Annotated in this window: 20 protein-coding genes and 1 pseudogene; 11 read left to right on the top strand and 10 right to left on the bottom strand. The window is 59.2% G+C overall.

Annotated elements, in window-relative coordinates:
• The first annotated feature begins 72 nt into the window (after nucleotides 1-72).
• From AC0V7N_RS27095 to AC0V7N_RS27135, 9 genes are all read left to right on the top strand, one after another.
• Nucleotides 73-303, top strand: coding sequence for a DUF1127 domain-containing protein (locus AC0V7N_RS27095; RefSeq protein WP_475451284.1), 231 nt, complete (start codon nucleotides 73-75; stop codon nucleotides 301-303).
• Nucleotides 304-410: 107 nt separating this feature from the next.
• The gene (locus AC0V7N_RS27100; RefSeq protein ID WP_496627398.1) at nucleotides 411-1,169 is read left to right on the top strand and encodes a TSUP family transporter; all 759 of its coding nucleotides are present in this window, start codon (nucleotides 411-413) and stop codon (nucleotides 1,167-1,169) included.
• A 169-nt stretch (nucleotides 1,170-1,338) separates the two neighbouring features.
• On the top strand, nucleotides 1,339-2,136 hold the full coding sequence (locus tag AC0V7N_RS27105) for an alpha/beta fold hydrolase (RefSeq protein ID WP_475451285.1): 798 nt from the start codon (nucleotides 1,339-1,341) through the stop codon (nucleotides 2,134-2,136).
• A 340-nt stretch (nucleotides 2,137-2,476) separates the two neighbouring features.
• Nucleotides 2,477-3,778 (top strand): epoxide hydrolase family protein, encoded by a 1,302-nt coding sequence (locus AC0V7N_RS27110; RefSeq protein ID WP_475451286.1) that lies wholly within the window; start codon nucleotides 2,477-2,479, stop codon nucleotides 3,776-3,778.
• A 117-nt stretch (nucleotides 3,779-3,895) separates the two neighbouring features.
• Complete coding sequence (locus tag AC0V7N_RS27115) at nucleotides 3,896-4,702, top strand: SDR family NAD(P)-dependent oxidoreductase (RefSeq protein WP_475451287.1); 807 nt, start codon at nucleotides 3,896-3,898, stop codon at nucleotides 4,700-4,702.
• Between the two features lie 53 nt (nucleotides 4,703-4,755).
• On the top strand, nucleotides 4,756-5,193 hold the full coding sequence (locus tag AC0V7N_RS27120; RefSeq protein ID WP_475451288.1) for an organic hydroperoxide resistance protein: 438 nt from the start codon (nucleotides 4,756-4,758) through the stop codon (nucleotides 5,191-5,193).
• A gap of 75 nt (nucleotides 5,194-5,268) precedes the next feature.
• The gene (locus tag AC0V7N_RS27125; RefSeq protein ID WP_475451289.1) at nucleotides 5,269-6,327 is read left to right on the top strand and encodes an alpha/beta fold hydrolase; all 1,059 of its coding nucleotides are present in this window, start codon (nucleotides 5,269-5,271) and stop codon (nucleotides 6,325-6,327) included.
• Nucleotides 6,328-8,484: 2,157 nt separating this feature from the next.
• Entirely contained in the window at nucleotides 8,485-8,931 is a 447-nt protein-coding gene (locus AC0V7N_RS27130; RefSeq protein WP_475451290.1) for a Ros/MucR family transcriptional regulator, read from the top strand.
• 162 nt (nucleotides 8,932-9,093) lie between these two features.
• Nucleotides 9,094-9,303, top strand: a complete 210-nt coding sequence (locus tag AC0V7N_RS27135) for a hypothetical protein (RefSeq protein ID WP_475451291.1) — start codon at nucleotides 9,094-9,096, stop codon at nucleotides 9,301-9,303.
• A gap of 84 nt (nucleotides 9,304-9,387) precedes the next feature.
• Here AC0V7N_RS27135 and AC0V7N_RS27140 read toward each other — a convergent pair whose 3' ends face one another.
• Entirely contained in the window at nucleotides 9,388-9,576 is a 189-nt protein-coding gene (locus AC0V7N_RS27140; protein ID WP_475451292.1) for a hypothetical protein, read from the bottom strand.
• Nucleotides 9,577-9,878: 302 nt separating this feature from the next.
• Between AC0V7N_RS27140 and AC0V7N_RS27145 the strand changes: the two genes are divergently transcribed.
• Together AC0V7N_RS27145 and AC0V7N_RS27150 are read left to right on the top strand one after the other, a co-directional pair.
• On the top strand, nucleotides 9,879-10,397 hold the full coding sequence (locus AC0V7N_RS27145; protein WP_475451293.1) for a DUF1275 family protein: 519 nt from the start codon (nucleotides 9,879-9,881) through the stop codon (nucleotides 10,395-10,397).
• Nucleotides 10,398-10,473: 76 nt separating this feature from the next.
• Nucleotides 10,474-10,972 (top strand): annotated as a pseudogene (locus AC0V7N_RS27150) (Dps family protein).
• Nucleotides 10,973-11,108: 136 nt separating this feature from the next.
• On the opposite strand, the gene AC0V7N_RS27155 reads toward AC0V7N_RS27150, so the two are convergent.
• The 9 genes from AC0V7N_RS27155 to AC0V7N_RS27195 all read right to left on the bottom strand — a co-directional run bounded on the left by AC0V7N_RS27155 (nucleotide 11,109) and on the right by AC0V7N_RS27195 (nucleotide 20,707).
• Nucleotides 11,109-11,576 carry an MltR family transcriptional regulator gene (locus AC0V7N_RS27155; protein ID WP_475451294.1) on the bottom strand — a complete coding sequence of 156 codons (468 nt, stop codon included), beginning with the start codon at nucleotides 11,574-11,576 and terminating at the stop codon, nucleotides 11,109-11,111.
• A 264-nt stretch (nucleotides 11,577-11,840) separates the two neighbouring features.
• Nucleotides 11,841-14,831, bottom strand: a complete 2,991-nt coding sequence (locus AC0V7N_RS27160; protein WP_475451295.1) for a RelA/SpoT-related domain-containing protein — start codon at nucleotides 14,829-14,831, stop codon at nucleotides 11,841-11,843.
• A gap of 80 nt (nucleotides 14,832-14,911) precedes the next feature.
• Nucleotides 14,912-15,052: a hypothetical protein gene (locus AC0V7N_RS27165; protein WP_475451296.1), complete on the bottom strand. Its 141-nt coding sequence runs from the start codon at nucleotides 15,050-15,052 to the stop codon at nucleotides 14,912-14,914.
• 1,174 nt (nucleotides 15,053-16,226) lie between these two features.
• Nucleotides 16,227-16,823, bottom strand: coding sequence for a DUF1376 domain-containing protein (locus tag AC0V7N_RS27170; RefSeq protein ID WP_496627399.1), 597 nt, complete (start codon nucleotides 16,821-16,823; stop codon nucleotides 16,227-16,229).
• A gap of 322 nt (nucleotides 16,824-17,145) precedes the next feature.
• Entirely contained in the window at nucleotides 17,146-18,324 is a 1,179-nt protein-coding gene (locus AC0V7N_RS27175; protein ID WP_496627400.1) for an ISAs1 family transposase, read from the bottom strand.
• Nucleotides 18,325-18,660: 336 nt separating this feature from the next.
• Nucleotides 18,661-18,960 (bottom strand): exopolysaccharide production repressor protein, encoded by a 300-nt coding sequence (locus AC0V7N_RS27180; RefSeq protein WP_475451298.1) that lies wholly within the window; start codon nucleotides 18,958-18,960, stop codon nucleotides 18,661-18,663.
• Nucleotides 18,961-19,065: 105 nt separating this feature from the next.
• Nucleotides 19,066-19,197 (bottom strand): hypothetical protein, encoded by a 132-nt coding sequence (locus AC0V7N_RS27185; protein ID WP_475451299.1) that lies wholly within the window; start codon nucleotides 19,195-19,197, stop codon nucleotides 19,066-19,068.
• An 871-nt stretch (nucleotides 19,198-20,068) separates the two neighbouring features.
• Complete coding sequence (locus AC0V7N_RS27190) at nucleotides 20,069-20,290, bottom strand: hypothetical protein (RefSeq protein ID WP_172224913.1); 222 nt, start codon at nucleotides 20,288-20,290, stop codon at nucleotides 20,069-20,071.
• Nucleotides 20,291-20,464: 174 nt separating this feature from the next.
• Nucleotides 20,465-20,707, bottom strand: coding sequence for a hypothetical protein (locus AC0V7N_RS27195; RefSeq protein WP_475451300.1), 243 nt, complete (start codon nucleotides 20,705-20,707; stop codon nucleotides 20,465-20,467).
• Nucleotides 20,708-20,879: the final 172 nt, after the last annotated feature.

Here is a 20,879-nt window from a genome sequence, read left to right on the forward strand (position 1 = left end):
TTCGTGCAATCGATTATTCTGCGGCGACGGGCCAGTTCTACGACGGTTCAATTGGAACCAAAGGATACGACAATGGCCACGATCAAGACAAATTATCGGATGCCGAAGGGGCTGGACCACGACCTCGACCAGACTTGCGAGTGGGATTTCTCGGTCATGTCCAGGATGGCCTGGCTGAAGCGGCAGGTGAAGAAGCGGCGCTCGCGCAAGGCGCTGCTCGAACTGAGCGACGACTTGCTGAAGGATATCGGTCGGTCGCGCTTTGAAGCCAACCGCGAGGCGCGCCGCCGGTTCGTTGATTGAGGTACCGCGTTGGGCCCTGACGCAACGGTGCCGTTGCTCGGTGCGCGCGCCACCGGGAGCCCATCTGAATCTCCAATACATAGTCAACGAGAAGCTGGAGTTTCCGCATGGAGCTGACGGCCGCTACGATAATTGTCGCTTTTGCCGGCGTCTTCCTGATCTCCTTCATGAGGGGCGCGTTCGGCGGAGGATTCGCCATTATTGGCATTCCGCTGTTGTCGATCGTCATGGATCCGGTGACGGCGGGTGGTCTTCTCGCTCCGCTTTTCGTTGCCTCGGACCTAGTCGCTTTACGTTACTGGAAGTCCTCGACGTGGTCGAAACCCGACCTTTTGCTGCTGTTACCGGGCCTCGTTGTCGGGATCGGATTTGGCTATCTGCTGTTCCGAGTTCTGGATCACCGCGCCATATCGATCGTGATGGCGGTAACCACCCTGATCTTCGTCGGCCTCTGGTTTGCTGCGGGAGCGAACGTCACGATCCGTCCGCGCTCACCGCCGAAGGCAGTTGCCGCGGGTCTTACGTCGGGAATAACCACCATGGTGGCGCATTCGGGCGGACCGCCGCTTGCAATGTACCTGCTGCCGCTCGGCCTCAGCAAGGAAGTCTATGCAGGCACGACGAGCCTGTTCTTCACTGTCGGCAATATGATCAAGGCGGGGCCATGGCTGCTGCTGTCGAGGCCGGAAGGCAACACCTGGATCGTGATGGCCATATGTCTGCTTGCCATTCCCGCCGGCGTCTGGCTTGGTTGGGGCCTTCATGGAAGGCTGGACCAGCGTCAGCTTTATAGAGCCTGCTATGGACTGCTGATCGTGACGGCGTTCAAACTATTGTGGGACGGCGTGTCCGGCTATCTGATGTAGCCGGCGGTCACGTCCGACCCTGGGCCCGGAGCGATCTCCATCTATCCGTCGTGATCTGGAACAATCCAAAAGTATCACCGATACCAACGTGCAATGGCACTGCGTTGTTCGAACGGGCATCTGTCTGGACATCACAAGCAAATGGTGTAGCCCACCAAGGAGAGAAGTCATGACAATGATTGCCGTCTCAAAGATTGGCGTTCGGCGAGCAGGCATCGCGATCTTTGCAGGAGCCATGCTCATGGCTGCCGCTGGCAGTTCGGCACCGGCACTGGCGCAGACTGCCCCGACGACCGTCGTTCTCGTTCATGGCGCATTCGCTGATGGCTCGTCCTGGGACAAGGTCATTCCACTGCTTCAGGCAAAGGGCCTGACCGTTGTCGCGGTTCAAAATCCTTTGACCTCGCTTGCCGACGACGTCGCCGCCACGCAACGCGCCATCGCGCAGCAAAAGGGACCTGTCGTTCTGGTCGGCCATTCCTGGGCAGGGACCGTTATCACACAGGCCGGCAATGACGACCACGTCAAGGCGCTGGTCTATGTCGCCGCTTTCTCCCCTGGCGATGGTCAGTCGACGTCCGATCTCAACAAAAACTACCCCACCCCGCCCGGATTGGCGCACCCGCAGGTGGATGCCGCCGGCTTTCTGACGCTATCACACGACGATATCGCCAAATACTTCGCTCCGGATGTTCCGAAGGCGGAGTCCAACCTGATCGCGGTGACACAAGGCCCTGTGCGCGGCGCGAACTTCGACGAGAAGGTGACAACGGCCGCATGGAAGTCGAAGCCCAGCTGGGCGGTCGTCACCAAGAATGATCAGATGATCGATCCCAAGCTGCTCGCGGACAGTGCGAAGGTGATGAAAGCCCATGTCACGGCCATCGCGTCCAGTCATGTTCCGATGCTGTCGCACCCAAAGGAAGTAGCCGCGGTTATTCTGGAGGCGGTCCAAGCCACCAAATGACGTCAGGGAGCCGGAAGGAGCGGTGGCCTCGCCGGTTCCATTCGGTATCGCGCTGGATAGTCCCAGCAGTCTACATTGCTATATGAACGCGGGCGCCTTGGCGCCCGCCGCGCTCACGTCTCGACGCGAACCGGATTTAGAAGCCGGACACCCGCACGCGCAATGCGGTCCAGCTCCAGCGCGGACACGCATTGCTCCGCGGTTTCATCTCAAAGCTGCGCAACCAGGCTCCAGACCAATCCAAAAGTATCGCCGATACCTTCGTGCAATAGCTTAAGCATCGATGACGATAGAACTATGCATAAGTCAAATCGGTTTTCTCTTTGCATAGGAGGACGTTATGTCAAAAGATCTACTTTCCCCCACGAGGCGCGAGCTTCTCGTCGCTACGGCAGCTGTCGGCGTTATCACCATGGTTCCGAATGCATTGGGCGCAGCGGCACCGGAAGCGATCCGCCCCTTCTCGGTCAGTTTCCCGCAGGCGGATCTGGACGATCTTCGCCGGCGTGTGGCGGCGACCCGCTGGCCTGACAAGGAAACCGTCAGGGACCACTCCCAGGGCGTGCAGTTGGCGACGATGCAGAAGCTCGCTCAGTACTGGGCGACCGATCACGACTGGCGCAAGGTGGAGGCTCGGCTCAACGCCCTGCCCCAGTTCGTCACCGAGATCAATGGACTGGACATTCACTTCATTCACGTGCGTTCAAAGCACGAGAACGCATTGCCGGTGATCGTGACACATGGATGGCCGGGCTCAATCATCGAACAGCTGAAGATCATCGGTCCGCTTACCGATCCGACCGCGCATGGCGGCAGTGAAGCTGACGCGTTTCATGTCGTGATCCCCTCGCTGCCCGGTCACGGATTCTCCGGCAAGCCGACAGCAGCTGGCTGGACCCCCGTCACCATCGGCCAGGCGTGGGCAACGCTGATGCAGCGTCTTGGCTACACGAAGTATGTGGCGCAGGGCGGCGACTGGGGTAACGCCGTCTCCGAGATCATGGCCCTGCAGCAGCCGCAGGGATTACTCGGCATCCACACCAACATGGCGGCGACGGTCCCGGCCAACATCTCCAAGGCACTCGCATTCCACGAGGCGCCTCCCGCCAATTTGACCGCAGAAGAACGCAATGCGTGGGACCAACTGGTTGAGTTCTACGGCAAGGGGCTGGGCTATGCGCTGGAAATGTCGAACCGGCCGCAAAGCCTATACGGCATCGCCGATTCGCCGGTCGGTCTGGCAGCATGGATGCTCGACCACGACATCCGCAGCTATGACCTCATCGCTCGCGTCTTCGACGGGGCGACCGAAGGCCTGACGCGGGATGACATCCTCGACAACGTCACGCTTTACTGGCTGACGAATACGGCGGTCTCCTCGGCCCGGCTGTACTGGGATACGACGCAGATCTCGAATGGAGCAGGCTTCTTCGATGTTCGCGGCGTCAAGCTACCGGTTGCCGTGAGCGCCTTCCCCGATGAGATCTACGCAGCGCCGAAGAACTGGGCCGAGAAGGCTTACCCCAAGCTTATTCACTACAACAAGCTCGACAAGGGCGGTCACTTCGCTGCCTGGGAACAGCCGAAAGTCTTTTCGGAAGAACTGCGCACCGCGTTCCGGCCGCTGCGCCAGCAGATCTAAAGCGACAGGGCGGCTCCCCCACCGCTCACTGCCGCACGCGCGGCCGGGTCCTCCCCCCGGCCGCGCATCCCACAATCGATCGCCACCAGACGGCGCAAAACCGGATCGGAGAATGAAATGTCTACCACTTCCAAAGGGATCGCAGTTGTCACAGGCGCCTCATCAGGGATCGGCGCGATCTACGCCGACAGGCTAGCACGCCGCGGCTACGATCTCATCCTGGTTGCCCGCAGCCAGAAGAAGCTCGATGCGGTGGCGGGCCGCATTGCCGGCGCCACTGGCCGCGCTGTCAACGTCATTACCGCAGATCTCAACGATAGAGCCGACTTGAAGCGGATCGAGACGCTGCTCGCAACAGAGCCCGGCATCACCATGCTGGTCAATAACGCCGGCATCGGTTCAGTCGCCCCGTTGCTGGAGGCCGATGTCGACGCGATGGAGCGCATGATTTCACTGAACGTGACCGCGCTCACCCGCCTGACCTACGCCGCAGCGCCATCCTTTACAGCGCGTGGCGGAGGGGCGATCGTCAACGTAGCGTCGATCGTTGCCATCCGGCCCGAATCCTTGAACGGCGTCTATGGCGGCACGAAAGCCTTCGTTCTGGCGCTCAGCCTGTCGCTGTTCAACGAGCTGGCCGCCAGCAACGTGCGCATCCAGGCCGTACTGCCAGGCGCCACCGCCACCGATTTCTGGGACCTTTCCGGCAGGCCGCTCGAAAACCTCCCAAGCGCAATCCTCATGTCCGCTGAGGACATGGTCGATGCTGCGCTCGTCGGCTTCGACCAGGGTGAGCTGGTTACCATCCCCGCGCTGCCCGACGCCGCCGACTGGGACGCCTACGAAGCGGCCCGTCAAAAACTCATCCCCAATCTGTCAAATCGCCTTCCCGCAGCACGCTACCGCGTTGCCGCAGCAGCCTGACGCAGGCTTCGGAATTTTCTCTCGACCATCCTTAGAAACCGAAAGGAACAACCATGTCACAAGCAGCAATGGCCCCGCAGGGCGAGAAGCTCCTGTATACGGGAAGGGCTCACACGCAGGGCGGCCGCGATCACGGCATCGCCCGCAGCGATGACGGCCAGCTCGAAGTCAAGTTCTCGCCGCCCGGCTCCGGACGGCCGGGCACCAACCCCGAGCAGATGCTGGCGGCCGGCTGGTCGGCTTGCTTCGAAGGTGCGCTCGACATCGTGGCGCGCAAGCGCAGGGTCACGCTCGCCTCGGACCCGACCATCGACGCCGAAGTCGACCTGAACTATGGCGGAGACGGCTTTTTCCTGCGCGCGCGCCTTGACGTGAGCCTGCCAGGCGTCGAGCGGGATGTCGCGCAGGCCCTCGTCGAGGAAGCGCACCAGATCTGCCCCTATTCCAAGGCGTTGAGCAAAAGCATCGACGTGAAAGTCAGTCTCGTCTGACACAGCTGTTGGCACTGGCGATCGGCGCGCACGAAGCGCCGATCGCCCGCAACTGAAATGTGCGAGGCATTCGCCATGAACACGGATAAGACCTCCGAGACCGTCGATTCCCGTCGTCGCCATCTAATTGGCGCCACGGCGATGACGTTGGCCGCCGCCGAACTGGGGCTAATCGCGCCAGCCAAGCCTGCGGCCGCAGCGACGGATCCAGCAAAGGCGACGACCATGAGCAATAGTTTCACCCCGTTGAAGCAGGTTGATGCCGGGGAGCTTAGGGTGAGCTATGCCGAAATGGGTCCGGCCGACGGCACGCCGGTTGTCCTGCTTCATGGTTGGCCCTATGACATTCACACCTATGTCGATGCCACGCATTTGCTGGCTTCGAGAGGTTATCGCGTCATCGTTCCCTATCTGCGTGGCTATGGTCCGACCCGCTTCCTGTCCGATACGACGATGCGCAACGGCCAGCAGTCAGTCATTGCCTCCGATATCCTCGCCCTGATGGATGCCCTTGCGATCGACAAGGCGGTAATCGGCGGTTGTGACTGGGGCGCCCGGACGGCCAACATCGTCGCCGCACTCTGGCCGGAACGCTGCAAGGCGCTGGTCTCGGTGAGCGGCTATTTGATCGGCAACCAACAGATCGGCAAGCAGCCGCTGCCGCCGAAAGCCGAGCTGCAGTGGTGGTACCAATACTATTTCAGCACCGAGCGCGGACGCGCCGGCTACGAGAAATACCGGCGCGACTTCGCCAGGCTCATCTGGCAGATCACGTCGCCGCAGTGGAACTTCGACGATGCCACTTTCGAGCGCAGTGCCGCCGCCTTCGACAATCCCGACCACGTCGACATCGTCATCCACAATTACCGCTGGCGGCTCGGCCTCGCCGAAGGCGAAGCGAAGTTCGACGCGCTTGAAACGCAACTTGCGCAGGCGCCGGTTATCACCGTTCCTACAATCACGCTCGAGGGCGATGCCAACGGCGCGCCGCACCCTGATGCCACCGCCTATGCGAAAAAGTTTTCAGGCAAGTACACCCATCGCGTCGTCAACGGCGGCATCGGCCATAACCTCCCCCAGGAAGCGCCTGAGGCCTTCGCCCAGGCGGTCATGGACGCAGACGCCATGAGCTAGGCCCTGCGTTTGAGGTCGTGCCAGGCGACAAGAAGGAAGCCGCCGACGAGACCGAGGTGTTCGAAAAAAGAGTTCGCCGCCGTGAAACGCTCGTGGCCGACCGGCACGGTCGTCATCACTCATCGGGTGCGTGATGGCAGGCAGGGTGACTACGAAAAATGGATAAACGAAATCGGCCCGCTTTGCCGGTCATCGGGTGGCAATCTTCACTGGCAGATCATCCGGCCGATTCCGGGCTTCTCCTCGACGTACAGTTTAGTGAGATGAAGCAAGAGGAAGAAGCGCGGGGTCATGCATAAACTGACGTTACTCAAGGTTGTGAAGTTTTGGCCGTTTTGCTCGGATCGAGATCATCTCATAGCCTTTTGGAGCTGTTTTCACTCCATTTTCGCTCGTCGGGTCATCTTCAGGCCATCGCTGAACATACGAACAGCAGCTGGCCGAGCTGAATGTTTCGTTTGACCCCAATGCATTGGTGGGCAGTCTGGCGATTGTCGAGACAGCCATCCTGGCGCTTGTTGCAGGCAGCAACAGGGCATCGGATTGCTGCTGTTCGGAACTTCGTTCCCGAAAGCTAACGGTCGCCTAACGGCCCCAAGGCTGCCGGGCTTCAATGCGCCCAATTGCGGTCATTTGGTTGGCCCCGATGGTTTCCCAAAAGCATGCTTGCCAGCCATCAAAATCTTCACAACAACAGAGCTTCGTGTGAAACACTGAAGACGCCTGAGCACGGCAATGAACTTTGGAAAGGTTGAATGACCCCATTAGCGGCTAGGCTTTTCAATGGGTGATGAGCAGACTCAGCGAGCATTGGCCGCCTCACAATTCTTAGAATGTTCGACCCTAACATCAATGGCGCTGGAAATGCGCAGGGCTGATCCGCCAGGCAGCGGATTTAGCGCGAACGCGCGCCTTCCTGCCCCTAGAACCTTTATTGAAACTGCGATTAGGGAGAGGCGTATCGCGTTCGCCTGCCAAGAACGAGCAGGTGACGGCCGGGTAACGGTCAATGCCATCGCTGAACAAAATGGCAGAATCGCTGTGGCATGGCAGGCCGCATTTCAACCCGGCTCGGACCACGTAACATTCGGTGAGGACACCCTTCCGTCCGATGCAAAGTTCGCAAGCATTCACGCTGGCCTCCTTTTGGTTGAGAAGTTCCTTTGCCTGATCAACCAGCCCGGCCTATAGACCGGCGCACTCGCGATACCGATAAGCGGGTACTGCGACTTGCGGCTGAACGCGGCGTCGGCGCGCCAGAGGCAAAATGGCATCAGTGTCACATCAGGCCCGGAGTTCATGGTGCCGCCCCTGCCCGCGCAAACGCCACGCACCGTGAACATCAGCTGCACTACGTTCGGAAGCACCTAAAACCGTCCCTAGGCCCCGACCGGTGGATCGAGGGCCATTGGCGCGGAAATGCAGATCTCGGCACTTATCTTAAGAATTACGTCGGCCATCCTTCAAGGCACGACAGTGTGGCGAGCACAGGTGAGCCCGAAGACTAGATTAAAGGCCCAGGCAACTATTTGGGAAGTCGGGACGTCGGCGCCTCGCACCATTCGGTTGCTGCCGCATTAGTGACGCCCCAGAAGCCGACATCTGAGTTGCCGCGGCAGGTGGCAACTTTGCGCCCCATATCGGACCTAGAGTTCAATTTTGCGGTTGCCTGACAGCAGACAGCTCCGGAGGATCTGCTGGAAGTCCCCGTTGCGCTCAAAAGCGGTCGTCGCTCTTCGACGGCCCGCGTGTCAAACCGTCTCGTTGTAGCTGTCCCGTACGAGAATGAAGGGCAGGAATGGGAAGCTGAGCACTCGCCGGTGCATGACGAGCGCTATTTCATCGCCCCTAATACGCTCGGCACTCAATAGCCAAGGTGGCCTAAGTGCCTAGATGAGCAACGAAACTTCAACCTCTTTCACTCCGTGAGGAGCGGTCGGTAAAATATTGCTTTAGAGTTCAGAGCCCGGATTTCATGCCAGGCTAATTCTCCTCGCGGAAATCCTGCAGTGAGGCGCGCCCCAAAACGCGACTCAATTAGCCTGCTTGATTGGTTCCAATTTTGGAAATGCCATCATTTTAGCGCTAACTAATATATTGCACAGGTGCTGCGAGCGGTAGATAACAAATCACGCACTCGTCAAGGAGAATCGATACATGACAGATGAAGCCGCGGACCGCGCAGCAGACTTGGCCGAGCTAACCGCCGAAGTCGTATCGGCGTTCGTGAGCAACAATGCGATGCCGGTTTCAGGCCTACCAGATCTGATCGCCTCGGTTCATCGGTCATTGACTGGGATCAGCGGCCCACTGGCGCCGGTGATTGAGCCACAGACGCCCGCTGTTAACCCGAAGAAGTCGGTGTTTCCTGACTACATCATCAGCCTCGAAGACGGTCGCAAATTCAAGTCGATGAGACGGGCTTTGGGCCTGCTCGGCATGACGCCAGATCAATATCGCGCCAAATGGGGCTTGCCACACGACTACCCAATGGTCGCGCCTAGCTATTCCGTTCAGAGATCAGCCATGGCTAAGGCCAGCGGTCTTGGTCGCAAGAGCGAACCGGTCACGAAGCCACCGGCTAAACGGAAGGCGAAAGCGTAACTCCAAGGTCGTGCTCGCATCGGCTGGAAGATGATGGGCGGCACCGCCCGCGTCTAAAACAAGCAACCCCCTCACGGGTCATTTCTTTTGCGACCCGATCCGCTTGAAATCATTGCCGAATTGCGCGATTGTCGTCGCGCGGCCTAGGCAATTGAGTATCCAATGAAGCGTACCGGAAACAAGGCGCTGCCTTTCGTGCCGACCGAAATTCACGTCAGCACGGTCGAGGACGAGAAAGGTCCTCTTGGCATCCTCTCGCTCCAGACAACTGAAGGCTTGTTGGATATCGCCCTAGACAAGCAGACTGCCAAAGCCATCGTGGACGCCATCAACGCAATCCTGTCAAAGCTGGATTCGGGCGCCGCGTCTTGAACAAAAAAACTGCCCCGCCTTCTTGGGACGAAGCTGGCGGGGCTGGAGGAGTTTAGTAGGCTCCCAGCCATTACCCGCGAATTGTTAAGCTGATGTGACAGTCTCGACGGGCCATATCTGCCTGTCGCCGAGCATAAGGCGATGGGCATCGCCCAGATGTCGAATGACGGTGTTCGCCTCCGCTGCGGTGTAGAAAGTTGCGATAGCCTGGCCGTCCTCAATCCGCTCAAGGCGATAGGCGGCACTTCGTTCCGGATTGTTTTCGTCAGCCAATGATAAACGCTCCCCCGAGTGAGGAGTATCTTATATGTCGATTGACTTAAGTACGGAACGTCCAATGGACATTCACGGAACTAAAGCGGCAACGCCAGACCTTTATAGGGCGCAAGACTTTAGGTGGCGGCTACTGCATGCTAGGCGTCGACGGCGGGACACCTGTATCGGGGAACCGGGCGCAATCTGGCACGAGGCCGACCGCCGCTCGGCCGCAGTTCTGGTCGCCCGTTTCTTGCGGGCCGGCAAGCCGGTTGCCGTTCTGCCCAGTCTGTTCGACATCGTACCGACCGGGGCCGCCGATGCTCGCATTGCCGGTCTTCTGCATTGTTATCCTGCTGACGAGCGTGCTGTCCCTGCGCCTCAAGCTCACAGGACGACGAGCCATCGCCACGCTCCTCACCCTGATGCTTGTGCTATTCACGATCGCCGCCTTCGCCGCCTTCGCTCACGGCCCTGTCTCGAATGGCGACTTGCCCGCCGCCATCGCCATCGGGATGACCCTCGTTACGGCCATGGCAATCCAGAACGGGCTGCATCGCGCCCATCTTTCCAAACTGCCGCCGACTACGCTGATGACCGGCACGACGACACAGATCATGATCGATCTCGCCGACCTCATATCCGGCACGGCAACCGACCACGCGCGCGAAGTCAGGCAGCGGCTGAAGCGCATGGCAACCAGCCTCCTGGGCTTTGCAGTTGGATGCGCGGCGGGAGCGCTTGCCGTCGTCGCCTCCCCGACCTGGTGCTTCGTCGTGCCTCCGGTGCTGGTCGGTCTCAGCTTCCTGACCCCTCCTGGCGAACCCTCCGAGGCGTGATCCGACAACGAACACCACCGAATGGCGGCCGGATGTCAGCCCTACAACAGGACCGTCTCATGAACGCGACCGGCTAATCACGCATAGCCTACGACCTGAAGACCCGACCGGCCTCGGTACAAACGCGATGAAGGACATCGGAGCCGCCGCAACGGTGCTCCTTGCCGACATCTTTGCGCTTTATCTGAAGACCAAGAATTTCCATTGGCACATGTCGGGTCCGCATTTCCGCGACTATCACCGTCTGCTCGACGATCAGAGCGCGGAAATCGTTGCGATGACCGATCCACTGGCAGAGCGGGTCCGCCCTCGGCGCCCACACCATCAAGTCGATCGGAGACATTTCCCGCCAGCAGCGGCTTATCGACAATGACGCGGATTTCGTCCATCCGCACGAAATGCTCGCTGAACTGCGCGAGGGTAATGCAACGCTGGTCGCAAGCATGCGCTCGATGCACGATCTCTGTGATGAATACGGCGACGTGGCCACCGCCAGCCTTATAGAAAACTGGATCGACGAGGGCGAGAAGCGCGTCTGGTTCCTGTTCGAAACGTTGCGCGGCACCAACCGGTGAGCCGTGGTGCCGCCTGCGCTAGGAAACTGGCCACCGCATGCGGCTATGGCAGCTACGCGCCGCAAAGCCGACATGACGTGGCAGCGCCGTCTATACCAGAAGCTGCCGTTGACCAGACGAGGTTCTGATCGATGGCCTACTCCGGTGGAGGCGATGTGGTGTACCGTGTGAGCCTTGGGTCGCGCGGCGATGTAACCTTCAGCTTTTGCTTGATCTGCAAAGCTGTGATCAGAAGCCAATTCGCGAGCATTGCTACGCACAGAGTGAACCTTGTGCGTTGCGTCATTTGCTCCGGCCCCATACCGATTAGCTCAATGGTCGACAGTTCATTGCATTGCTTGGCGATGTCCTCGTCATCGAACGAGAGCTGCAGATGGTGGTGTGCGACCGTATTGCGGATCTCAGCAAACTTCCGCAGGTCATTGTACCAACCCTTTGATATCAGCCCCAGCACATAGCAAAGGTCACTTCGGGCGCTCAGCGCACCGAGAATGCCTGTATGCTCCAGCATGCGTTCGCTCGTGCTACCTTCTAAAAAGTGGTTTTCCAGGATGGATTTCAGGCAGGCATCTAAGAAGCTCGTGGCTATCAGTATGACCGCCAAGTCCGCCTCGTGATTTAACAGGTCGAAAAGCTCCCTCGTCTCCTCTGAGAGCTGTTCGGGTGGGATTATCGGCTTTGGTGTCATCTCTAAATCATTCCGCCGTCTTTGAAGCGCTTCTGGCAGCACGTCTTGGCGCAGCCCTTTCGGATTTCGAAGACCGAGCCTTGCTGGACCATTCCACCTGAAGGAGCCCCATCGACACCTAGTTAGGAATCCGCGGGCACGGCTACCAACGATTTGGCAGTGCGGTCCACTGTCACAGTTCTACTCCTCATAGGCGATCTTACGCAGCGCGATCGAACGGTCCGCGCGGCGGCGTTCCATCGCGAGCTGGTTATCCGCCGATTTGACGAAGCTCGTGGCAAACGCGCGCACCGCCTCATTCTCATCTGTCTCCCATCCGGCGACCAGCGCCTTGCGCGCCTCCTGCGCTTCGACGCTGCCATATTCGCCGACGAGCACGCCGCTCGAATCGATGACGATATGGACGATTTGCAGCAACTCGTCTTCGGGGGTCAGGAAGCCGACGATTGCGCGCAGTAGCGGGTGCAGGAACTTCTCGCCCTTGAACGCGCGCAGCACAGACAGCACGAAATTGATGCCTTCGCGGCTCTCTTCGACTTGGCTGTAGAGCAGGGGGTAAAGCGGAAGTTCCAGACTAGGGAACAGCTGCGCGATCAGGCGCCCGCCGCGAAACTCAGAAAAGCTTGGGTCGGCATCGAACCAGCGCCGCGCCGCTGCGACGATCTCGACCGGCGCAGCGGCGAGCGGTTTCCGCAGATAGTGGAGCGCATGCGGCAGGTCCTCGTACCGGAAATCGCCGGTCTCGCGGTCATGCAGGAAGCGCCGGCCAATTAGGTCGATCACGGCCTGGGCGTGCTCGTGCGCAATCACAGCCAGCAGCGCTTCGCCATCGGTGCCGAGGCGGGGCACGTCGATTATGAGCGCGAGCAGCGGCTCGACCTGTTTGGCCGACAATCCCTTGAGCAGCCCCAACTGATCCCAGTTGAACATACCGCCGACCCAGCCGAACAATCCGCGGGACGACAGCGACTGAACCGCCGGCAGGAAGATGGCGTCGAACAATTCGTCCGGATGCTTGGTGGACTGCCGCGCAGCGGCCACCGCGACATTGTGGAGGATCTGATCGTCTTCCGCAGCGAGACCTTTGATGGTGATGGCCGCGAGCAGGTCGAACCGGAACGCCTCCGCGAATTGGAGATACCAGGCGATCGACGAGAGATGCTTGTCTTCGGCGACCCAGGTTTCGATCCGCGGATTGACCGCAGCACCATGACCCGCGTCCGACAGGCCGTGCAGCATGCCGGGCAGCCAGTTGGCGAGTCGGTCGTTCAGTCGCGGCATCCAGTCGAGCAATATGTCCGGCTGAGCTGTGGCGAGCTTTTTGATGAACTCCTGCAAGCCGAGGAACGTCGCCATATCCTCGCTACGGGTTTCAACGAACCGCTCGAGCCGCGCGAGCCACTCGTCGGCGCTCGCCGCATCGACGCTCGCCACCAAGGCGTCGATCCCGGCGGAGCGCTCCCTCGCTGCCGCCTCATAATCGAACCCGGGCTTCGCCCACATGATCGGGGTCACGCTGTCGTGCCCGACAAGCAACCGGTAGCGGTCGAAATCGGGATCGCCTTCCAGCGCCGCGCGGCACGCCGTGATCGCGTCAACCAACCGGCTTTGGGCGACGACCAGTTCGGGCTTGTCCGCCATCCCCGTCGGCAGTGCGTGATACGCGTAGAATTTATGGTGCAGATCAACCTCGAGCTGTCGCCTTGCTTCTAGGCCGAGGTCGGGCACCACCGCAGTGAAAAACCCGGCGACATGCGCGAGATCGTCCATGATGACCTTGCCGAGCAGGTCGGTATAGCCAGCGTTGTTCGGCGTATTGCCTGCAGCGAGCATGGCGTGGCGGACATCCTTGCGCGCGGCGTCCTTGCCCAGCAGGACGTGCAGGCGCTCGAGCTGGTGCAGTGCGTCGCGCCGCATCGCCTTGAGGTCTTCGGTCGCCGCAACCGACCCGGTATGCAACGTCACGGAATCAGACTGCCAGCTAGTGCCCGTCACCGTACTCGACAGCGCCTCGCGCAGCATGATGGTAGCACTGGGCGCCGCCGCGACGAGGGCCGCATCCTCAAGGCCTCCGATATGGTCGACCAGCAGTCGCTGGAGAGCCGGTCCAACCTGCTGCCAAGCGCGCCGATCATGTTTCGCGAAATGCTGGGTGAGATCGTCGATCGGCTTGCGCTCGTCCTCCGTGGCCGCTGCTCTGCGCATCGCTATCAGCGCATCGAGCATCCGCTCGGGGCTCGCATAGAGGAGATAGCCACTCTCGAGAATGCGGCAAATCTTGGCGATCACCGCGTCGCTCTTGATCCCGGGATATTCGCCGAAATAGTTTTTGTGCGGCACGTCGGGCATCGTCGGTGCGCGGATTGCTGCATCCGACAGCGTGTCGATAATTTCGGGAGCGGCCGCGATGTCGTCGTCATAGTTGGGCAGCACGTAGTTCGAAAATTTCTCGATGGCATCGTCGAGGGAATTGCGATCAGTGCAGGCGCGGATCACGCCAAGCGCGTCGCTGTCGAAGATCGCCTTGCCGTCGCGCAATTGCGCATAGTCACTCGCGATCTTGTCGAACGCATAACCCGCCGGCTGGAGGAACTCCTGCATCACCTTGCGCAGCCGCTTGCGCATCGCCTCGATCTTGGCGGCCCCGAACCCGACATCGGTCATCGGCTTGTAGATGGTGTCGTGCGCCATCTCCGCCCAGGCATGATCGAGGATCGTCTGGACCTGAATCTCGCAGCGCAGCCCAGTGAACCGGCGATACTCGGGAAGCGCACAGCGAGCATCGCTCATTGTCACCACCCAGTTCTCGGAGATGAAGAACTCGGCGCCGTCTTCCTTGCTGTCGGGGTAGTGGATTTTCGAGCGATCATAATCGACCGTGAAATTCTCGCGCAGGATGCCGCTCTGCCCAAAGCGGTGTACATCGCCATTGGTGTAGAAGATGAGACGGCAGCCCGAGACGTCCTTGGCGATATCACCAATTGCCGCGTCTGCCGCCGCGGCCTTGACGAGCTTGGCGCGCAGCGAGTCCACCTCCTTGGCGCGATGCTGGATGTTCTGCAGCCGCAGGTCGTTGTGCTCGGCGACCGCCGCCTGGAGGATCGCCGCCACCGCCTCTGCGAAGTCGGTATAGAGCGCGCGGCCGCCATTTTCATATTCGTCGATGTTCATTGCGGCGCTCCTTCTTCTGCTTGGCCGGCGGCGTGCGAGCTTGCTGCGCAAAATACGTACCAGTGCCGGTCACGCGAGCTCTAATCGACATCAATTCCGTAGTCATTTTCGGTCTGGCCGCGAAAAATACCAAGGTCGTCCAGTTTGTATTGAATGATCGCGAAGGACTCGGCTTCGGACTTTTTCCGTGGCGTGCGCTTCGGAAGGTTCTGTTTCGTCATGGGTATCCCCGCGATGCCTATAGCAGGATGGGTTTCGCGCCTGCATTGTTTTCGTCGCGCGAGCGCGGGTCAGTTGGAACATGGCTGCGGATGCGCAGGATCAACCCGCAATCTCACTTGACGGCAACTATCGCGTGTCCACGTCCGAAAGCCGCCTTTCAGGAAACGGGCCTTAAGCGAACGCTTGCCTTCCACAGCGGTGCGTTTGACTGTCGATCAGCTAGATGGGAGGTGGTCTACCCGAGCAGGGATCCGAGCTAACGTGTGCGCGGGGGCATAACCAGGGAGATGGTTTCGTTGCATCCGCGCAAAAGTCGCTTAAGTGCCCGTCGCATCGCGATCGCTTCCTTTGTCCAGTAGCCGGTCCGGAAATTGCCGTTCCGCACACCACTTGGCGCGCCACCGCCTGCACCATGCATCCGACAGACCCTGAACCCAGAAACGGCGGTGGCCCCACACCGTTCGCCAGTCCGTTTGCTGCTGGCCTTGCATCTTGTGGCCTTGTGCATGGGGTTGATTCGAGTTTTCACTATTACCCCCCTTCCCCCGAAGTTTCCAACGATCGCTTGGCCGCCTTCGTTCACCGTAACGCGCTCCACCCGCATCGTATGTTGACCGCCATTCCGCAGCCTGCCTAAGGAGTCAGTCAGTATCGAGAACGTTCGCGCCAACTTGTTAAGGCCCCCCTCAAAGAGCGCTATGTCGTGGGCCGTGCTCGATCGATGCATAGCGGCAGCGTGACGGAGGGTAGCGCGATGGACCGCGATCATCTGGACCGCCAAGAGGGCCTCATGGGCGTTGCACGGCGCCAACTGCAACACCATAGCTAGGATCTTCTTACTTTCATCCAAGCTAAACCCATCCGCCCCATGTGCAAGATCGGTTGCTCCGTCTGCTGCGATCTGGAGCACGACTGGATCGACTCCCTTGCAAAGTTGGGCAAGCGCCTGAGCCCCGGGTTCTATTGACCTGGCAGCCTCTTCAGTTTTGGGCACCAAGTCGCGGCCCGCAGGTACGTCGACTTCCATCTGAATCGAACAGTTCGACGATTGCTTGAATCTCGGATTCACGTGTGGTTGCTGTGTTTGGTTCTGCTGTCCCTTGATATTTTTCTGCTCGCTGGCCTTACTACCTTGCGAAGTTCTTGCATGTGACCGCTTCACCGCGAGATCCGTCAACGGGCAGCCTTTCTAGCCCTGGCATGAGCCGTACCCAGACCCGTTCGATATCTCTCAGATGCCCATTTCGTTCGTTCGTGAAAGCCCGCCAAGGACTCATACGACGATCGACCTGGAGGCCTCCCGAAAATGTCCGGATCGTAAGAGTCTTGTTTAATATCTGTATCCTGTCGATGTGCATTCACTTTCTGATCGCTGTCCCTGATTTTATTGCCTTTTTCCGCTACTTCTAATCGAGTTTTAGCCGACTTTTCCATGAATTTGGTGCGATTTTGGATTTCTTCGGTGACGGCGTTGCACGAAAGAAAACCTTCCTCCAGGTCGATCAGCCCCACTCTAACGAGTTCTGCCAGAGCTTTTTTGAGTGAAGTAGGACGCATAAAACAGCGCCTCACAAGCGCGCTTTCTTCAAACCTCACGAAGCCGGAGTTTTCGAAAAGGAGACATTTAACCTCAATGTAAACGACTTTTTCCAACGGCTTTAGGGTCGTCGTCTCGCTGCGCCAACGATCTGTGTCTAACCTAAACCAGGGCAATCGTTTCGCCAGCGGTTTGACGGTTGGAATTTTTGCGCTAACTGCTTGATCTTTCATGACTGATTTTCCAAGTCGTTGGGAAAAAAAGTATGCAAAATCAATGATATGGGTCGGACTCTGACTCCGTTAGTCCTGGTTCGAATCCAGGTTCCCCAGCCAAACAATTTCAAGCACTTAGCTACCAAAACTGCTCAAAATCATGTTGCTACCCTCGAAATGCGCAGCAACATAAGCCATTGATTTGTAAGGCTTGGTAATGAGCGGAGGCTACGAATAGCAACATGGATAGCAACATGGCGACATGAAAAACCCCGCCGAAGCGGGGCTTGTCGTTGTGATGTGGGCCGCCTACCGCCTAGTCCCGCCTATCGCCCCAGGGCTATCGCATATGAGCGATTGCCTGGATGAGATAGTCGTCATTCCAAGCGCATTTTTTGATGCGGTGGCTGATAGGGACTTTGTCGATATCGGCGGCCTGAAGGATATTTCTGGCGATGCGGTTGATTAGCGCGGTGTTGGCTGGGGCGTTGTCCTTGCGGGCACGGCTGAGGTCCTCGTGCAGATGGACGTCGAGCATCCAGTGCAGCCCGTTCTCGATCTGCCAATGCGCTCTGGTGAGATCGATTGCCTGCTGTGGCGACAGCAGCGTTGAGGCCATGAACATGCGCGTCAGCGGTTCGGCCTGATCACGCCGGCTGGTGATGCGGATGAAGGCCTTGTGCCCAGGCATCATTGGTTCAGCCGCCACCACGACCTCTGCCTGCCGCCATTCGCTACGGCCATGGTTGGTCTCGGTCCGCTCAGTGACGGCGGGAGTGGTCTGGGCCAGTTGTTGTTTGGCCCGAGCCAACCAATGCCGGCGGTTTCCCTTGAGCGCGAGCAGATAGTCGCCACCACGCTGAATGATGGCCTGGGCCATGCGCGTGTGGTAATGGAGCGCGTCAGCTGCAACCAATCGGCTAGTAAGATCAATGAGTTCGACGACCTTGAGGGCAGCCTCGACCTCATTGTCTCCCTCGCCGGGCGAGACCGCCGCCAAACACAGCCGCGTCTGGCTGGCAAAGGCTGACACCGTCAGGGGCGGGCTGGCCGCAAGGCCTTTCTCATAGGTCCGCCGCAGCGCCTTGCCATCAAGTGAGACCACACCCTGGCGTGCCTGGGCAAAGCCTGCGGCAAAGGCGGCGAACGCACGTCCGAAGGCCTCCGGATCGAGCAGCCGCAACAGCCGCGAGAAGGTGTCGTGGCTGGGCGCCTCCTCATAGTCGATCAAACGCGACAGCGCCGGCTTGCGTTCTTGCGCGAACAACGAAAACTCCGTCGCGTTGGTCGCGCCACACAGGCTCGCCGCGATCATCATCACGATCAGGTCGCCAAGCCGGTGCGTGGCATTGGCCGCGCGCGGATCAGGGACCGCGCCGAAATAGCTCTCAAGGCTGGAAATGGCAGTCACTCCTTCGATGGACTGCCTTCCCAAAGAATCCCTTCTCAAACCGACTTCAAGTCCAAAATCGCCATATGCGATTTCCCTGCCTATCGCCCGGACAAAGCCCCGTCTCATGCAGCAGGCACGCTAGCCGATCCGCAGGACGCAACGTCAAGACTCAGATACCCTCACGCCGCGGCGGACCTGAAAAGGACCGTCTGGCCGGCGCCATTCGGGCAACCTCCCAGCGAGGGCGCCGGCCATTTTCATTAGCTAACGCTTCTTCACCCTTCCGCGTGATCTCTCGATCCAGGCAACCTTTTCGTCTCCGATACCGTTGTTGCTACTGGCGGCAGGTTGCCGGGGGTTTTACGTGGGATGGCTGGCTTGCCGTCGCCGACCTCCTCAATACCCGCCGGTCAGGCCCAGAGGCTACCGCTGCCAAGCGCGCCCTTGCGGGGGTCGAGGAATTCATCCCCGAGAATGGCGGCGGCGCCGGGGTGAGGCTGCGGAAGAAGCTCTATGCAGTGGCTGACTTGGAACGACTGGCCGCTTCGTGGCGTCCGGTGTAATTTCCTCCGCCGCCTGCTCGGTGTTTCGCCGACCGTAGACAAGCCTGAACACAAGCGAGAAGTACCCGACCTGCAACAAAACTGCAGCGATGATGCCCCAGGCAATGGCCTTCCAGATAGATCCTGTGGCCACATAGGCCCAAGTTCCTACGACGCCCGACGTCGTCAGCATTCCCACCAGAAACTGCGGAAAATACATCGTTTGGTCAAACCCCGAGAACCCATAAATAAGCTTTCACTAATTTAGCTAATTTGCAAGTGCTGCCCCCAAGCCACCCAGATCGCAACAGGGCGCCCGACCATCTTATCTCTTCACCTTCGGCGTGATCTCCTCGACCCGCACCTTGTCGCCGATCTCCTTGGCCATATCGAACGCCTTCTGCTTATCCTTGGTGGTCAACACGGTCCGCCAGTGCGGCTCCTCGAAGACGCTCACGTCTATCGTTCGAAAGTCGGCTTCCAGTCGCGGTTAGGCTCCCGCTGCAGGCCTTCGTAGTCGGGAATACAAGCACCCGAAGAGCCCAACGAGATCCTGATGCATTGAGCCGTACTCAGGCCCGAGCCTGTCGATCAGCGCTTGGATATCGAGCTTGGTTGACTTGCAGCACATGGGGTGGCCGCAATTCACATACATCGTTTCGCGGGCGGCCAGAGCGTCGGCGAGGGTCTTGTGGGGCATGGCGATCTCCATTGAAGGGTCGCCGCAACGGGAGGATTATATTCCTGCCTTCGCAGACGCTGGCAAGCCCGACCGGCGACTTACGGTAGGCAGCCATGGGATCCATTCTGAGATATTCACCGGGAATTTCTAAGGTGGACGCAGTAGGCCTTTTCCGTTGCCCAGGAAATCCGCCCTTTGCCTGCATCCTGGAGAAGGCCAAATGCAATTACGTTGCCCCAAGGACGCCTACCGCTCTGGCGGGGTCAAGCCGAACTTTGACGCATTGCCATGGGAATCTGACTATAGGGCCGCAAAAGCGATAAACCCGCCGGGCGAAGACCCCAACCACCTCAAGCCCGGCGAGCCTACTACCTGATCAGGTACGCGATCAGGGCCGGGATTACCCGGTACGAAGTCCGAAGCAAGAGCAATGCCAGCACCGACGTCCCGAAATGGGACAATACCGGGGGAAAACGTCTGTACAGGGTTCTGTTGCGGAGTTGCTAATATTATGGTCGGATCAGCCGGCGTGCCCTCGCCGGTTAGGCCCGGCGGTCGGTAAAGTCACACCCCAACGGGCTGTCGGGCCGCAGGAAAAAGCCTGATCCGCGCGCGTCTGGGCGCCCGCCTACGGCGGCTCTGCCCTTTAATTGTGGTTGTCCAACAAGAGAGCAAGCTTTCTGGTTGCGGCGCTTTCTACAATCAGTTCCTCCAAACCGCTGTCGCCGACGCGGGATTTGTTGACGCGACGCCTGATTACACGGAGCGCTTCAGATATCGAAACTGCGGTGGTCTTCGCGTGATCATCCAGATATCGGCCGACTTCAATCACGGCATCTGCATCGATGTCGAATGGCAATTCTCGCATGGCACACCCTCCCGGGCACCCGAACCTTGCTTCCATAATTGTCGCACTGAAATGACCGAGACCACCATACAACCGCCAGTCGAAACACAGCATCATCAATAAGAATGAAGCCCTGGCCGCTTGCCGGTTAGGTCCGCCGGTGCCAGTATATCCGTGGTCACCGACGGCGCTGAGTCAGACGCAACGGCCTGCCCAGCGATTTCGTTTTAGAACGGCCAAGCCAGCGCCAACACGACGCATCCAGACTTGATTGTTCTGCAATATCTTCATTGCGGATTCGGCTGAGGAATAATGGGCAAAGCGAATTTGCTGCTGAATGCCCCGCATTGTCTGTTCGAAAGCAAATGGGTAAAACAGTTGCAACGCTCGCAAATCGTCTGCGTCAAATCCCGAAATAGCGGGTATCTGTGACTCCATAGTATTTCCCTCCACAGGATGCAGACACCGCGTCACGGTGCCCCTTATCTTGCTACTTGTACAACCTCAAATATGCCTAGCTTACCGTGACGACGATCCTCAGGGGACCGGCTAGCCTGATGATCAATTCGCGGTCGCGTCGCTATGCCAAATGTCAACAGAATCGGCGACC

This window comes from Mesorhizobium kamtschaticum (assembly GCF_056174585.1).

Coding starts and splice junctions, on each gene's coding strand:
- AC0V7N_RS27095 (WP_475451284.1), top strand. CDS start 73: ATGGCCACGATCAAGACAAATTATCGGATGCCGAAGGGGCTGGACCAC.
- AC0V7N_RS27100 (WP_496627398.1), top strand. CDS start 411: ATGGAGCTGACGGCCGCTACGATAATTGTCGCTTTTGCCGGCGTCTTC.
- AC0V7N_RS27105 (WP_475451285.1), top strand. CDS start 1,339: ATGACAATGATTGCCGTCTCAAAGATTGGCGTTCGGCGAGCAGGCATC.
- AC0V7N_RS27110 (WP_475451286.1), top strand. CDS start 2,477: ATGTCAAAAGATCTACTTTCCCCCACGAGGCGCGAGCTTCTCGTCGCT.
- AC0V7N_RS27115 (WP_475451287.1), top strand. CDS start 3,896: ATGTCTACCACTTCCAAAGGGATCGCAGTTGTCACAGGCGCCTCATCA.
- AC0V7N_RS27120 (WP_475451288.1), top strand. CDS start 4,756: ATGTCACAAGCAGCAATGGCCCCGCAGGGCGAGAAGCTCCTGTATACG.
- AC0V7N_RS27125 (WP_475451289.1), top strand. CDS start 5,269: ATGAACACGGATAAGACCTCCGAGACCGTCGATTCCCGTCGTCGCCAT.
- AC0V7N_RS27130 (WP_475451290.1), top strand. CDS start 8,485: ATGACAGATGAAGCCGCGGACCGCGCAGCAGACTTGGCCGAGCTAACC.
- AC0V7N_RS27135 (WP_475451291.1), top strand. CDS start 9,094: ATGAAGCGTACCGGAAACAAGGCGCTGCCTTTCGTGCCGACCGAAATT.
- AC0V7N_RS27145 (WP_475451293.1), top strand. CDS start 9,879: ATGCTCGCATTGCCGGTCTTCTGCATTGTTATCCTGCTGACGAGCGTG.
- AC0V7N_RS27160 (WP_475451295.1), bottom strand. CDS start 14,831: ATGAACATCGACGAATATGAAAATGGCGGCCGCGCGCTCTATACCGAC.
- AC0V7N_RS27165 (WP_475451296.1), bottom strand. CDS start 15,052: ATGACGAAACAGAACCTTCCGAAGCGCACGCCACGGAAAAAGTCCGAA.
- AC0V7N_RS27170 (WP_496627399.1), bottom strand. CDS start 16,823: ATGAAAGATCAAGCAGTTAGCGCAAAAATTCCAACCGTCAAACCGCTG.
- AC0V7N_RS27175 (WP_496627400.1), bottom strand. CDS start 18,324: ATGAGACGGGGCTTTGTCCGGGCGATAGGCAGGGAAATCGCATATGGC.
- AC0V7N_RS27180 (WP_475451298.1), bottom strand. CDS start 18,960: ATGTATTTTCCGCAGTTTCTGGTGGGAATGCTGACGACGTCGGGCGTC.
- AC0V7N_RS27190 (WP_172224913.1), bottom strand. CDS start 20,290: ATGCGAGAATTGCCATTCGACATCGATGCAGATGCCGTGATTGAAGTC.
- AC0V7N_RS27195 (WP_475451300.1), bottom strand. CDS start 20,707: ATGGAGTCACAGATACCCGCTATTTCGGGATTTGACGCAGACGATTTG.